Annotated in this window: 9 protein-coding genes; 5 read left to right on the top strand and 4 right to left on the bottom strand. The window is 73.3% G+C overall.

What is annotated here, in order from left to right; translation table 11 throughout:
• Positions 1-18 precede the first annotated feature (18 nt).
• A complete protein-coding gene (locus DFJ69_RS32380) occupies positions 19-1,242 on the bottom strand; it encodes a sensor histidine kinase (protein ID WP_116026082.1) in 1,224 nt (407 codons plus the stop codon).
• A gap of 91 nt (positions 1,243-1,333) precedes the next feature.
• Positions 1,334-2,302, bottom strand: coding sequence for a RecB family exonuclease (locus tag DFJ69_RS32375; protein ID WP_116026081.1), 969 nt, complete (start codon positions 2,300-2,302; stop codon positions 1,334-1,336).
• Positions 2,303-2,364: 62 nt separating this feature from the next.
• Between DFJ69_RS32375 and DFJ69_RS32370 the strand changes: the two genes are divergently transcribed.
• The gene (locus DFJ69_RS32370) at positions 2,365-3,516 is read left to right on the top strand and encodes a site-2 protease family protein (protein WP_245974663.1); all 1,152 of its coding nucleotides are present in this window, start codon (positions 2,365-2,367) and stop codon (positions 3,514-3,516) included.
• Positions 3,517-3,525: 9 nt separating this feature from the next.
• Here DFJ69_RS32370 and DFJ69_RS32365 read toward each other — a convergent pair whose 3' ends face one another.
• The gene (locus DFJ69_RS32365) at positions 3,526-6,162 is read right to left on the bottom strand and encodes a LuxR C-terminal-related transcriptional regulator (protein WP_170177896.1); all 2,637 of its coding nucleotides are present in this window, start codon (positions 6,160-6,162) and stop codon (positions 3,526-3,528) included.
• 126 nt (positions 6,163-6,288) lie between these two features.
• On the opposite strand from DFJ69_RS32365, the gene DFJ69_RS32360 reads away from it, so the two are divergent.
• The 4 genes from DFJ69_RS32360 to DFJ69_RS32345 all read left to right on the top strand — a co-directional run bounded on the left by DFJ69_RS32360 (position 6,289) and on the right by DFJ69_RS32345 (position 11,614).
• Positions 6,289-7,212, top strand: a complete 924-nt coding sequence (locus DFJ69_RS32360) for a tRNA (adenine-N1)-methyltransferase (protein ID WP_245974662.1) — start codon at positions 6,289-6,291, stop codon at positions 7,210-7,212.
• Positions 7,213-7,550: 338 nt separating this feature from the next.
• Positions 7,551-9,314, top strand: a complete 1,764-nt coding sequence (gene arc / locus DFJ69_RS32355) for a proteasome ATPase (RefSeq protein WP_116026079.1) — start codon at positions 7,551-7,553, stop codon at positions 9,312-9,314.
• A gap of 386 nt (positions 9,315-9,700) precedes the next feature.
• On the top strand, positions 9,701-11,218 hold the full coding sequence (gene dop / locus DFJ69_RS32350; protein ID WP_116026078.1) for a depupylase/deamidase Dop: 1,518 nt from the start codon (positions 9,701-9,703) through the stop codon (positions 11,216-11,218).
• 186 nt (positions 11,219-11,404) lie between these two features.
• Positions 11,405-11,614, top strand: coding sequence for a ubiquitin-like protein Pup (locus DFJ69_RS32345; RefSeq protein ID WP_116026077.1), 210 nt, complete (start codon positions 11,405-11,407; stop codon positions 11,612-11,614).
• 239 nt (positions 11,615-11,853) lie between these two features.
• Here DFJ69_RS32345 and DFJ69_RS32340 read toward each other — a convergent pair whose 3' ends face one another.
• A complete protein-coding gene (locus DFJ69_RS32340) occupies positions 11,854-13,365 on the bottom strand; it encodes a hypothetical protein (protein WP_116026076.1) in 1,512 nt (503 codons plus the stop codon).
• Positions 13,366-13,551 lie beyond the last annotated feature (186 nt).

Below are 13,551 nucleotides of genomic sequence, written 5' to 3'. Positions count from 1 at the left end.
TTCTCCAGTCTCCGGTCATCACGCCTCCAGCGGGAACCGGGCGCGCACCCCGAAGCCGCCTCCGACCCGGGGCCCGATCCGGAGTTCGCCACCGTACAGGGCGACTCTCTCGTACATGCCGACCAGCCCGTGCCCGGGACGGTCGCCGTTGTCGCTCAGCAGGGTCTCGGCCCCGCGTCCGTTGTCCTCGATCTCCACGGTGAGGTCGTGGTCGCCGTAGCGCAGCCGCACCCACGCGCGGGCCTGCGGACCGGCGTGCTTGAGGATGTTGGTCAGCGCCTCCTGGATCAGCCGGAAGGCCGCCAGGTCCACCCCGGGCGAGAGCGTGCGCGCCTCGCCCTCGATCCACAACTGCACCGCCAGGCCGGTCTCCCGCACGTGGTCGACCAGCTCGCCCAGGTCGGCGATGCCCGGCTGCGGCGACAGCTCCCGACCCGCCGGCGCCGCCGCGTCCCGCTCGGTGCGCAGCACGCCCACGATCCGGCGCATCTCGCTGAGCGCGGTGCGCCCGACCTCCTCGATGGTGGTCATCGCCTCGCGGGCGCTCTCGGGGTTCTTGTCGAGGATCCTACGGGCCGCCCCGGCCTGCACGGTCATCACGCTGACATGGTGGGCGACGACGTCGTGCAGCTCCCGCGCGATCCGGGACCGCTCCTCCACCCGTGCCGCCCGCGCGTCCGTCCCCCGGGCCCGTTCCAACCGTGCCGCCCGGTCCTCCAGCTCGGCCAGGTGGGCGCGGCGCAGCCGCAGGTTGCGGCCCAGCACCCACACGCCGATCAGCAGCGCGCCGCCGGTGATGTAGTCGACGAACGTCGTGTGCACGTCGTAGAGGACGAGCATCGCGTTGAAGCCGACGAACGCGATCACGCCGCCGAGGGCGCTGTGCGCCAGGGCGCGGTGCGCAGCGATGGTGTAGATCGCGAGGAGGAACGCCGCCACGTCCGCGACCGAGGACGGATAGGACAGCACCGCCAGCGTCACCTGCAACCCCGTGATGACGACCAGCGCCGTCATCGGCAGGGTCCGCCGCAGCGTCAGGGTCAGCGTGATCACCGTGACCAGGATCGCGTTGCGCGCGTCGGGCTCCCGCAGCATCGGCGCGTCCATCTTGGACGGATCGGTCAGCAGCAACTGCGGCAGCCCTACCGACAGCAGCAGGACCGCCATGATCAGGTCGGAGACCTGCGGATGGCGGCGCAACCGCGAACGGAGTTCGCCGAGGTTGCGGATGCGGGGTGACACGTGATTCACCCTAGGGCGTCGTGCCCTGCGCACACCCCTCCTGGACGGCGATCCCCGATCCTCCCTGAGGAGGATCCACCCGCGCGCACCGTCACAGGTCGTCGGTGTGATCGCGGGGCGAGGGCCCGGGCTCCAGGTCGGCGGGCGAACGCCGCTGGGCCGGGACCGCCGGCAGCGGCGGCGGCGTGCCGCCGAACTCCGGGCAGCGCTGCTTGTGGTCGCACCAGTCGCACAGCCGGCCCGCGCGGGGCCGCCACTCGCCGGTGTCGGTCGCCCGCCGGATCGCCTGCCACAGCGCCTCGACCTTGCGCTCGGTGGCGCGCAGGTCGGCCTCGTCGGGCACGTACCGCAGGATCTCGCCGTTGCCGAGGTACATCAACTGCAGCATCCGGGGCACCGTGCCGCGCAGCCGCCACATCACCAGCGCGTAGAACTTCATCTGGAACAGCGCCCGGGCCTCGAAGTCGGCGCGCGGGGCGGTGCCGGTCTTGTAGTCGACGATGCGGACCTCGCCGGTGGGCGCGACGTCCACCCGGTCGATGTAGCCGCGCAGCTTGAGACCGGAGTCGAGCACGGTCTCCACGAACAGCTCCCGATCGGCCGGCTCCAGGCGCCTCGGGTCCTCCAGGGTGAAGTACCGCTCCACCATCTGCCGGGCCCGCGCCAGCCAGGCCGCCTCGTCGGCGTCCGGGTCGCCCGCGGCGTCGGCGGCGTCGGCGTCCGGGTCGCCCTCGAACAGTGCGTCCAGCCCCGGCTCCTCCGACAGCAGCCGCTGCCACTGGGGGCCCAGCAGGTCCAGCGCGGCGGCCACGGTGCGGTCCGCCGCGGGCAGGTCGTACAGCCGCTCCAGCACCGCGTGGACGAGCGTGCCGCGCACCGCCGCCGGGCTGGGCCGCTCGGGGATCTGGTCGATCACCCGGAATCGGTACAGCAGCGGGCAGGTCATGAAGTCACCCGCGCGGGACGGCGACAACGCCCCGGTCACCGCCGGGGCGGGGCCGGTGCCGGCGGGGGACGGGGGGGACGCCTCCGAGGGCGGCCGGGCGGCGGCGGTGGTCATGCGCGACAGCGTAGGCGACGCCTGCGACGAAATCCCGAACCACAGCCCGTAGCATCGGGGTCGTGGCAGACAGCGCGCCCCCGGCGGGGCAGGATCCGCAGGAGGACGCCCGGAGCCGGGGCCTGCGGGTGGGCCGCCCCTTCGGGATCCCGGTGTACGTGTCGCCGAGCTGGTTCCTGGTGGCGCTGCTCATCACCGTGCTGTTCGAAGGCCAGGTCCGCGACGTCGCCTCGCCCCCGTGGAGCCATCTGGTCGCGTTCGCCTACGCGGTGCTGCTGTACGGCTCGGTGTTCGTGCACGAGCTGAGCCACGCGGTGACCGCCCGGATGTTCGGCCTGCCGGTGCGCTCGGTCACCCTGCACATCCTCGGCGGCGAGACCGCCATCGAACGGGAGTCGCCGACCCCCGGCCAGGAGTTCCTGATCGCCTTCGCCGGGCCCCTGGTGAACCTGGTGCTGGCCGGGTTCGGCCTGTTCGCCCAGCTCGTGCTGCCGCTGCCCCCGGTGGGGGACCTGCTGGTCGCCGCGCTGACGTTCGCCAACCTGCTGGTCGGCGTGTTCAACCTGCTGCCCGGCCTGCCCCTGGACGGCGGACGGCTGGTGCGCGCCGCCGTGTGGAAGGTCACCGGGCGCGGCGGCGCGGGAACGGTCGTGGCCGCCTGGGTCGGCCGCGGCGTGGCCGTCCTCACCCTGGCGGGCGGGGCGTTCGCGGCCACCTACCCCGCCGGCGACGGCATCGGCTGGCTGTCGCTGGTGTGGTCCGCGCTGGTCGCCTCGTTCATCTGGGTCGGCGCCACCCAATCGCTGCGCGCCGAGAAGGTGCGCGCCCGCATCCCGGGCCTGCAGGCGCGCCGGCTGGCCCGCCGCGCCGCGCTGGTCACCGCCGACCTGCCGCTGTCGGAGGCGGTCCGCCGCGCCCAGGAGCAGGCCGCCGGGGCGCTGGTCGTCGTCGACCACGACCACCGCCCGGTCGGGCTGGTCAGCGAGGGGGCGGTCCGCGCGGTGCCCGAGCACCGACGTCCCTGGCTGGGCATCGGCGAGGTCTCGCGCAGCTTGGCGCCGGAGCTCACCCTGCCCGCCGACCTGTCGGGGGAGGCGCTGATCGACGCGATCCGCCGCGCCCCCGCCACGGAGTACCTGCTGGTCGAGCCGGACGGCCGGGTGTACGGGGTCCTCGTCTCCGTCGACGTGGACCGGGTGTTCGCCGGGGTGTGACCCCCGGCCCTAGCCGGACGGCGGTCCGATGCCGAGGGCGGCGGCCAGGCCGGAACGGCCCCGCACGCCGAGCTTGGCGTAGATCGCGGCCAGATGATTGTCGACCGTCCGCACCGACACCACCAGCCGGTCGGCGATCTGCCTGCTGGTGAGGCCGCCCGCCGCCAGCTCGGCCACCTGACGTTCCCGGCGGGTCAGGCCCGGCGCCCGCAGCCGGGCCAGCACCGGGGTACGGGCCCCCTCACAGCGTTCGCCGAGCGCCCACGCCCGCGAGGCGGCGGCCCGGGACGCGGCGGCGCCCGACGCCGCGCCGTCGTTGCGCAGGAACGCGGGGGACGCCTGGGCGGCGGCCTCGGCGGCGTGCAGCAGCATGCCGAGCCCCTCGAACTCCTCCGACACCTCCATGAGCACGACGGCGTCGTCGTCAGCGGCGGCCCGGGCGTGCCGGGCGACCACCGCCGCCAGGGCCCCTTCCATGCCCGCCGTGACCGCCGCGAGCCGTCCCGCGACGGCGTCGGCGGCGCCGAGCCGGACGAGGTCGTGCAGCGCGAGGACCTCGTACGCGGGCAGGCCCGAGTCCCTGGCGGTGTCGGCGGCGGCACGCGCCAGGGCGAGCGCGCCGCCCCGGTCGCCGTCCGCCACGGCCGCCCACACCCGCGCCCGCTCCACCCAGGGCAGGAAGAGGCCGAAGAACGCCCCGGACCGCGCGTCGGCGGCCGCCAGCGCCGCCCGCGCGCCCTCGGCGTCCCCGGCCAGGGCGGCGGCGTGCGCCACCTCGGCGTGGCAGCACACGTCCCAGGGGCCGCCCGGCAGTCCCGACAGATCGCCCAGGCGCCGGGCCGACTCCACCCGGCCCCGCATCCGGGCCGCCCGCGCCTGGTCCGCCTTGGCCAGCACCACCGCGGGAGGCCACGGCTCCACCGTTCCGGCCCGCTGCTCGGCGGCGACCGCGGCGTACGCCAGCGCGGGCTCGCCCGCGAACAGGTGCGCCGCCGCCCGGACGACCATCAGCAGGGGCCGTAGAAAGGGCGCGCCGTCGCGCCAGCGCTCCTCCTCGGCCGCCAGCAGACCGGCCTCCCGCAGCGCCGCGCCGGAACGTCCGCAGTGCGCGTCCAGCAGCGCCAGCGCACACCGGGCCTGCGCCGCCTGCGCCGGCTCGACGCCGGGATCGGACAGCACCCGGAGCGCGGCGGCGCGCGCCGCCTTCGGCATGCCGCGCAGGGCGGTCATCGTCGCCTGGGCGGTGTACAGCTCCCTGAGGGCCGCCGGGTCGCCGACCGTGGCCGCGACCTCCGCCAGCATCCGGTCGGCCTCATGCGGTCTGTCCTCGGCGGTCATCACCCGATAGCGGATCGCGGCGATCGCCACGCGCCCGACGTCGTCGGTCTGCCGCTCCCAGGCGTCCACGAGCAGCGCGCCCGCCTCCTCCAGGCGCTGCAGGTTCAGCAGCGCGTAGGCGTGCAGCACCACCGCGTCGGCGCCGCCGCCCGCCTCGTACGCCGCGCCGGCCAGTCGGGCCGCCAGTTCCAGGTCGGGCGCGGCCCACGCCAGCCGCGCCGCCGCCAACAGCGGGACGGGGTCGCGGGCCGTTCCCGTGTTCAGTCGCCACACCGCCACCCGCAGCCTGTCCTCCCTGCGTCGGGCGCCCGCCGCCTCCACCGCCTCCGCCAGCTCCCGCTGTCTGCGCAGCATCCGCGAACGCGGGCAGCGCGACCGGATGACCTCGGCGTACAGCGGGTGCTCGCAGCGCGCGTACACGCGGCGTCCGTCGTCGACCAGCCGCACCAGGCTGCGCTCCTCGGCGGACTCCAGCAGCTCCGGCGGGACCACCCGGGTCAGTACGTCGACGCCGATCGGCTCCCCGAAGGCCACCAGCTCCAGCAGCCCCTCCAGCCCCGGATCCAGGTCCCCCAGCCGGGCGACGATCAGCTCGACCAGCCGCGACGCCAGCGGCAGGCATTCCGGACCGCCCTGCCACCGCCACTCCCCGGCCACCAGGGCGAGCCGCCCCGACTCCAGACCCGAGCGCACCAGCTCCCGCAGGAACAGGGGGTTGCCCTGGCTCAGCTCGTACAGCCGCCGGGCCGTGCCGGGCGCCACCGGACCGCCCAGCGCGCCGGAGACCATCTCGGCCACCGTCTCCTCCGCCAGCGGCTCCAACTCCACCCAGCGCAGCAGGTCGTCCTTCCACAGCGCCCGCACCGGGGCCGGGGCCGGCTCGCCGCTGCGCAGGGTCGCCACCACGAACGCCTGCCCGGTCTGCGCCAGATGGTGGGTCAGCGCCGCCGACGCGGCGTCCAGCAGGTGCGCGTCGTCGATCGCCAGCAGCAGCGGACGGCCGGCCGCCGGCGCGACCATCTCCTCGGCGGCCCACCGCAGCGGGTTGAGCTGCGAGGACGGCAGGACCTGGGCGGGCAGCAGATGCGCGAACGCGCCGAAGGGCAGGTCCCGCGCGGCCGGTGTGGCGACCGCCCGCACCACGTGCCGCTCCGGGTCGTCCGGCCGCAGCAGTTCGGCGGCCAGCCGGCTCTTGCCCACCCCCGCCGCACCGGCCAGCACGACCCCGCGCGCGGACGGGTCCCGCAGGTGCGCCCGCAGCCGGGTCAGTTCCGCCCCCCGCCCCGCGAACGGCCAGATCCTGTACACGGCCGCATCGTAGATCCGGAGGCGAGCGGCGGACCACTCATGCGCCCGATGGTGTCCGGGACGGTGGGGGAAGGGCGCGTGAGGACCGGTCCGAACGGGTGTTCCGCACCGATAACCTTGGGGCCCATGACCGAACCGCAGTCGACCGGCGCCCCCGCAGCACCCCCGGGGCCGGAATCCGCCCGGGCTACGGGCCGCATCCCCCACGGGCCGTTCCGCGCCGGCGACCAGGTTCAGCTCACCGACCCCAAGGGCCGGGTCAACACCGTCACCCTCCAGGCCGGCAGGCTCTACCACTCGCACAAGGGCTCCGTCCCCCACGACGAGATCATCGGGAGCCCGGAGGGCAGCGTCTTCCGCTCCACCGGAGGCACCGAGTACCTGGCGTTCCGTCCGCTGCTGGCCGACTTCGCGCTGCGGATGCCGCGCGGCGCCGCGGTGGTCTACCCCAAGGACGCCGCGCAGATCGTGGCGATGGCCGACATCTTCCCCGGCGCCCGCGTCGTCGAGGCGGGCGCGGGCTCGGGCGCGCTCACCTGCTTCCTGCTGCGCGCCGTCGGCGAGCACGGACTCGTCTCCTCGTACGAGCGCCGCGAGGACTTCGCCGACATCGCCCGCAAGAACGTCGAGACCTTCTTCGGCGGTCCGCACCCGGCGTGGCGACTGACGCTGGGCCCGCTGGAGGACCGGCTCGCCGAGACCGAGGTCGACCGTGTCGTCCTGGACATGCTCGCTCCGTGGGAATGCCTGGAGGCCGTCTCCAAGGCGCTGATCCCCGGAGGCATGGTCTGCGCGTACGTCGCGACGACGACGCAGATGTCCCGCGTGGTGGAGGGGCTGCGCGAGCACGGCTCCTTCGCCGAGCCGTACGCGTTCGAGACGATGCTGCGGTCCTGGCACGTGGACGGTCTGGCGGTGCGCCCCGACCACCGGATGGTGGGGCACACCGGCTTCCTGGTCACCGCCCGCCGCCTCGCCGAGGGGGTCACGCCGCCCGCCCGCCGCAGGCGCCCCGCCAAGGGCGCGCATCCGGTCGCCGACGAGGCGTGACCCCCTCGCGGGGCGGAGGCGCAAGATCACTCCCAGTCCGCGACGGCTACTCCAGGTGAGCGCGTTACATCGATTTCACAAACCCGGTCAGAGAGTTTCGGCCATCGGCGAACATCGGTCGAGATGCGAAAACCTTGCGTCGAAGCCCGGGAATGCGGGGAGAACCCGCTGGTGTTCCAGTTAATTCCGGGACGTGCTCCCGTGGTCGCCCCGTCGTGCGGTGACCCCGAAGATCGGTCCCGCACGACACGAGCACCCCAAGGGCAGGTTACGGAAGCCCTCCGGATAGGTAGGGTCTGAGTAGGTCGTCGGCTCTCTTCTTGAGGAGGTGACGGGGCGTGGCCGCTCGTGACGATGCTGGTGGGCGCAGGGCGCAGCACGACATGGAGATGCGTGACCTCCAGACGCAGGTTTCCATCCTGGAGGAGGAGATCTCCGTGCTGCGCCGTAAGCTCGCGGAATCCCCGCGTCAGGTTCGTGTTCTGGAAGATCGCCTTCATGAGGCGCAGGCCAATCTGGCCGCCGTGACCGGGCAGAACGAACGCCTGGTCTCGACGCTCAAGGAGGCCCGGGAGCAGATCATAGCGCTCAAGGAGGAGGTCGACCGGCTGGCGCAGCCGCCGTCCGGTTTCGGCGTCTTCCTCGAGGCGCGTGAGGATGGAACGGTCGACATCTTCACCGGTGGACGCAAGCTGCGGGTGAACGTCAGTCCCGCCGTCGACACCGGTGAGCTCAAGCGCGGCCAGGAGGTCATGCTCAACGAGGCGCTCAACGTCGTCGAGGCGCTCGCCTTCGAGGAGCAGGGCGAGGTCGTCATGCTCAAGGAGGTGTTCGCCGACGGCGAGCGGGCGCTGGTGATCGCGCACGCCGACGAGGAGCGCGTGATCAAGCTCGCCGAGCCGCTGCGGGACGTCCCGCTGCGGGCCGGCGACTCGCTGATGCTGGAGTCCCGCTCCGGCTACGCCTACGAGAAGATCCACAAGGCCGAGGTCGAGGAGCTCGTGCTGGAGGAGGTGCCCGACATCTCCTACGAGGAGATCGGCGGGCTCGGCCCCCAGATCGAGATGATCCGCGACGCGGTCGAGCTGCCGTACCTGCACGCCGACCTCTTCCGCGAGCACCAGTTGCGCCCGCCCAAGGGCGTGCTGCTCTACGGCCCGCCCGGCTGCGGCAAGACGCTCATCGCCAAGGCGGTCGCCAACTCGCTGGCCAAGCAGGTCGCCGAGAAGACCGGCCAGGAGGGCAAGAGCTTCTTCCTCAACATCAAGGGCCCCGAGCTGCTCAACAAGTACGTCGGCGAGACCGAGCGGCACATCCGGCTGGTGTTCCAGCGGGCCCGGGAGAAGGCCTCGGCCGGCACCCCGGTGATCGTGTTCTTCGACGAGATGGACTCCATCTTCCGCACCCGCGGTTCCGGGGTCTCCTCCGACGTGGAGAACACCATCGTCCCGCAGTTGCTCAGCGAGATCGACGGGGTCGAGGGCCTGGAGAACGTGATCGTGATCGGCGCCTCCAACCGGGAGGACATGATCGATCCCGCGATCCTGCGGCCCGGCCGGCTGGACGTCAAGATCAAGATCGAGCGGCCGGACGCCGAGGCGGCCCGCGACATCTTCTCCAAGTACATCCTCACGGGGCTGCCGCTGCACCCCGACGACCTCAAGGAGCACGACTCCAGCGAGGTCGCCACCGTCGACGCGATGATCCAGCGCGTCGTCGAACGGATGTACGCCGAGACCGAGGAGAACCGCTTCCTCGAGGTCACCTATGCCAACGGTGACAAGGAGGTCCTGTACTTCAAGGACTTCAACTCCGGCGCGATGATCCAGAACATCGTCGACCGGGCCAAGAAGATGGCCATCAAGCAGTTCCTCGACACCGGCCAGAAGGGCATGCGGGTCGCGCACCTGCTCGCCGCCTGTGTCGACGAGTTCAGCGAGAACGAGGACCTGCCCAACACCACCAACCCCGACGACTGGGCCCGCATCTCCGGTAAGAAGGGCGAGCGGATCGTCTACATCCGCACGCTGGTCTCCGGCAAGGCGGGCACCGAGGCCGGCCGTTCCATCGACACCGTGGCGAACACCGGCCAGTACCTGTAGCGGGTCGGGGCGGGCCACCCTGCTCGCCGCCCTCCGGGCGGCTTCGCCGGGGGCCCGCCCCGCTGTGCCCGCCCGGGGGGGCGACCCCCCGGATCCCCCCGATGTGGGGGAGCTCCGCCCCCCACGCCCCCTGGGCCTGATCTCCTGAGCCGATGTCTTTTCGGCTCTCGGGATCTTGGTTCGGGGGGCGTTCGGCTTTGTGGTCGTGGCGGAGTGTGGGGAAACCGTTCCGGTGAGGGTACAAAGTCAGCGATGACTCACATCAGCGGTGACCAGCGTTCCGACCGCCGAGACACTCGCATCGGCGGTGGTGCGGGCGTGGCGGCACCATCACGATCCCGTCCCGCCTCTCCGAGGAGGCCACGATCGGCACTAGGCTCGACGATATGAGTGTTCGGCGGGTGATGGGGATCGAGACCGAGTACGGCATTTCCGTGCCCGGTCAGCCAGGGGCCAACGCGATGGTGACCTCCTCCCAGGTCGTCAACGCCTACCTCGCGGCCTCGGCGGCACGGGCGCGGCGGGCACGGTGGGACTTCGAGGAGGAGAACCCGCTGCGCGACGCACGGGGGTTCGACCTGGCGCGCGAGGTGGCCGACCCCAGCCAGCTCACCGACGAGGATCTCGGGCTCGCCAACGTCATCCTCACCAACGGGGCCCGGCTGTACGTCGACCACGCGCACCCGGAGTACTCCGCCCCCGAGTGCACCAACCCCCGCGACGCCGTCGTGTGGGACAAGGCGGGGGAGCGGGTGATGGCCGACGCGGCCCGGCGCGCCGCGATGGTGCCCGGCACCCACCCCATCCAGCTCTACAAGAACAACACCGACAACAAGGGCGCCTCCTACGGCTGCCACGAGAACTACCTGATGCGCCGGGAGACCCCGTTCTCCGACATCGTCCGGCATCTGACGCCGTTCTTCGTCTCGCGCCAGGTCGTGTGCGGGGCGGGCCGGGTCGGCATCGGGGTCGACGGGCGCGGCGACGGGTTCCAGATCAGCCAGCGCGCCGACTTCTTCGAGGTCGAGGTCGGGCTGGAGACCACCCTCAAGCGGCCCATCATCAACACCCGCGACGAGCCGCACGCCGACCCCGAGAAGTACCGGCGACTGCACGTCATCATCGGCGACGCCAACATGAGCGAGGTCTCCACGTACCTCAAGCTCGGCACCACGGCGCTGGTCCTGGCGATGATCGAGGACGGGTTCCTCACCGTGGACCTGTCGGTCGACATGCCGGTGGCGGCGCTGCGCGCGGTCTCCCACGACCCGTCCTGCAAGCACCTGATCACCCTGCGGGACGGCCGGAAGATGACCGCCGTCCAGCTCCAGATGGAGTATCTGGAGCAGTCCCGCAAGTACGTCGAGGACCGCTTCGGAGTCGACGTGGACGAGCACACCCGCGACGTCCTGGACCGGTGGGAGTCGGTGCTGCACCGGCTCGGCGAGGACCCCATGCAGTTGTCGCGTGAGCTGGACTGGGTGGCCAAGCTGGAGCTGTTGGAGGGCTACCGCACCCGCGACGGCCTGGACTGGTCGCACCCCCGCCTCCAATTGGTGGACCTGCAGTACACCGACATCCGCCCCGACAAGGGCCTGTACAACCGTCTGGTGGCCCGCGGGCGCATGGAGCGCATCGCCACGGAGGACGAGGTCGGGTCGGCGATCGAGGACCCGCCCGAGGACACGCGTGCCTACTTCCGCGGCCGCTGTCTGCGGCAGTACGCCGACGCGGTGGCCGCGGCCTCCTGGGACTCCGTGATCTTCGACGTGCCGGGCCGCGAGTCCCTGCAGCGCGTCCCCACCCTGGAGCCGCTGCGCGGCACCCGACAGCACGTCGGCGCCCTGCTGGACCGCTGCCGCACGGCCGCCGAGCTGGTCGCCGTGCTCACCGGACAGGGCTGAGACGGAAGGTGACTCCCGGGACCACCGCGCAGCGGTGACCGGTATGACCGTTTCAGCGCAGGGCGCGCGGGCGATAACCCAGTCATCGGCCCCTGGCCGCCGCCGACGAAACGGACCGCCGAGGTCCGCTCGTCGTCGGTGATCGGAGATAGGGTTGGTGACACCGGCAGTGAGTGGAGGTAACCGATGGCCACTAAGGACACCGGCGGTCAGAAGCAGACGACCCGCCGCGAGGAGGAGGTCGCGGAGACCCAGGCCGCGACCGGCGAGGACGTCGCCGAGCGCCAAGAGAAGCTGACCGACGACGTCGACTCCATCCTCGACGAGATCGACGAGGTCCTGGAGGAGAACGCCGAGGACTTCGTGCGCTCCTACGTCCAGAAGGGCGGTCAGTGACCGGCCCCCGTCACCAGGTCACCTCCGGCCGCGGCCCCACCGCGCGGCTCTGACATGACGGGGCCGGCCCGGGCGAACACCCCGGGCCGGCCCCGCCGCGTTCCCACCCGTGTGTTCGCCGCCCCCACGGCGCCGCCCGCCCACGCCTCCGCCGTCCGTGGTCGCCCGCGGAACGCGCCGCGCGCCCTCGCCGCGCGCCTCTCGGCGCGGGCAGGGGCCCGTTCGGCCACGGGGTCGGGTCAGGTGCTCGAGGAGCCGCCGGAGCGGGGGGACAGGCCGTCGAGGGCGGTGGCGAAGGCGTCGGGGACGGTGAAGCCGTCCGGGGGGATGGGGATGCCGTGGGCCAGACGGCACCAGGCGAAGTCCACGGAGGCGGCGGCGGACAGGATGCGCAGGCCCGTGTCGACGTCGGGCGGCCGGAGGTCGTCGGGCAGCCGGCCCCGGGAGGGCCAGAAGCGGCGCAGGCCGTGCCCGGGCTGTTGGAGGACGTCGCCGAGCAGGCCCCGCAGTTCGGGGTCCAGCCAGTTGCCGACGGGGGCGGCCAGGTCGGGGCGGTAACCGGCCATGTCGGCGGCCAGCAGGGCCGCCGCCACGTGGCGGGGCTCGGTGAAGGCGGTGCTCTCCGGATCGCCGCACATGGGCCGCACGGCCTCGGACAGGTCGTAGAACGCCATCTGGAACCGCTCGCCGGGCGAGGTGTCGGCGAACAGGGTGGCGCGCAGCGGGGGCGCGCACCGGCTCATCCACTCCCGTTCCATCGCCTCGTCGCCGTACGGCAGGGCCCGGTCGTCGAGCGCGGGATTGGCCTGCAGGGGCTCGATGATGGACAGCAGCGCCGAGGCCCGCACCTGGAAGCGCGGGTCGTCGCGCAGCGCCTGCGCGGTCATCACCATGCAGCGGACGATCTGCCCGGCGGCGTCCGCGCGGCCCGCCCGCATCCGCTCGGCGTACAGGCCGATGATCGTGCGCAGCAGTGGCGGCACCAGCCAGCGCAGCCGGCCGTGGTCGTCGAACGGCTGGGCGAGGTAGGGCTCCCACAGGTTCAGCAGCCCCGTGGCCCCGCCCGCGTCGAGGTCGGGGTCGAACACCGGCACCGCGGCGCACCACAGCATGGCGCTCCAGGTCGCCGCGACGGTGCTGGGCGTGCCGTGCAGGAAGTAGCTCCAGCCCAGCGGGTAGTCCATCGGCGGCGCCAGGCCCGCCTCCTGGATCACCGAGCGCAGCCGGTACGTCAGCGCCCCCGAGACCGCCTTGCCCGCGACCGCCAGTGGGGGCCCGTAGTCGTAGGCGAAGTCGGGCCCCGTCGGCAGGATCTCGGCGGGCACGGCCGGTGGGTTGAGCCCGGGCTGGGCCGGGCGGGCCTGGCGGCGGACCATCGCGCCGTGCGGAGGAGAGCAGGGGAACCAGCGGCCGTCGGCCGGATGCCACCGGTACCAGCGCGCCCAGGCCCCGTACATCCACCAGGAGCGGTCCGGCAGGGACACCAGCCGGGCGATGAGGGACTGGCGGCGCTGGACCGGCGCGGCGGTCGTCCACCAGGGCGCGGCGACGGTGGCGCGGGTGTCGTGTTCGGCGCGGGTGAAGGCGTCGCCGTCGCCGGAGGTCGGCTGCGGCCCGGGGGGCGGCCCGTACGCGGCGGGCGGCGCCTGCGGAGGCGGCCCGGGAGGCCCCTGCGGCCAGCCCGGCTGCCCCGCGGGACCGGGCGGCGCGGGGACGGGCCAGGCCGGCTGTCCCTGGTCGCCGGGCCACATCGGCCGGTCGTGAGGGCCCGGCCAGCCCGGCTGACCGGGGGGCGGGCCTGGAGGTCCCCAAACCACGTGGTCATCGTAGTGTCCCGGGCCGGGGTCATGTCCCGAAGTGGTCGCGTAACGCGCCGATGGGGAGAAAAGGGGCCAGGGCGGTGTCCGGTTCGCCCTGGGCTGACGCCCCGAAGGATC

The organism is Thermomonospora umbrina (assembly GCF_003386555.1).
Taxonomy (GTDB): Bacteria; Actinomycetota; Actinomycetes; order Streptosporangiales; family Streptosporangiaceae; genus Thermomonospora; species Thermomonospora umbrina.
This window is presented reverse-complemented; position numbering and strand designations above follow the sequence as displayed.

Coding starts and splice junctions, on each gene's coding strand:
- DFJ69_RS32375 (WP_116026081.1), bottom strand. CDS start 2,302: ATGACCACCGCCGCCGCCCGGCCGCCCTCGGAGGCGTCCCCCCCGTCC.
- DFJ69_RS32360 (WP_245974662.1), top strand. CDS start 6,289: ATGACCGAACCGCAGTCGACCGGCGCCCCCGCAGCACCCCCGGGGCCG.
- dop (WP_116026078.1), top strand. CDS start 9,701: ATGAGTGTTCGGCGGGTGATGGGGATCGAGACCGAGTACGGCATTTCC.
- DFJ69_RS32345 (WP_116026077.1), top strand. CDS start 11,405: ATGGCCACTAAGGACACCGGCGGTCAGAAGCAGACGACCCGCCGCGAG.
- DFJ69_RS32340 (WP_116026076.1), bottom strand. CDS start 13,365: ATGTGGCCCGGCGACCAGGGACAGCCGGCCTGGCCCGTCCCCGCGCCG.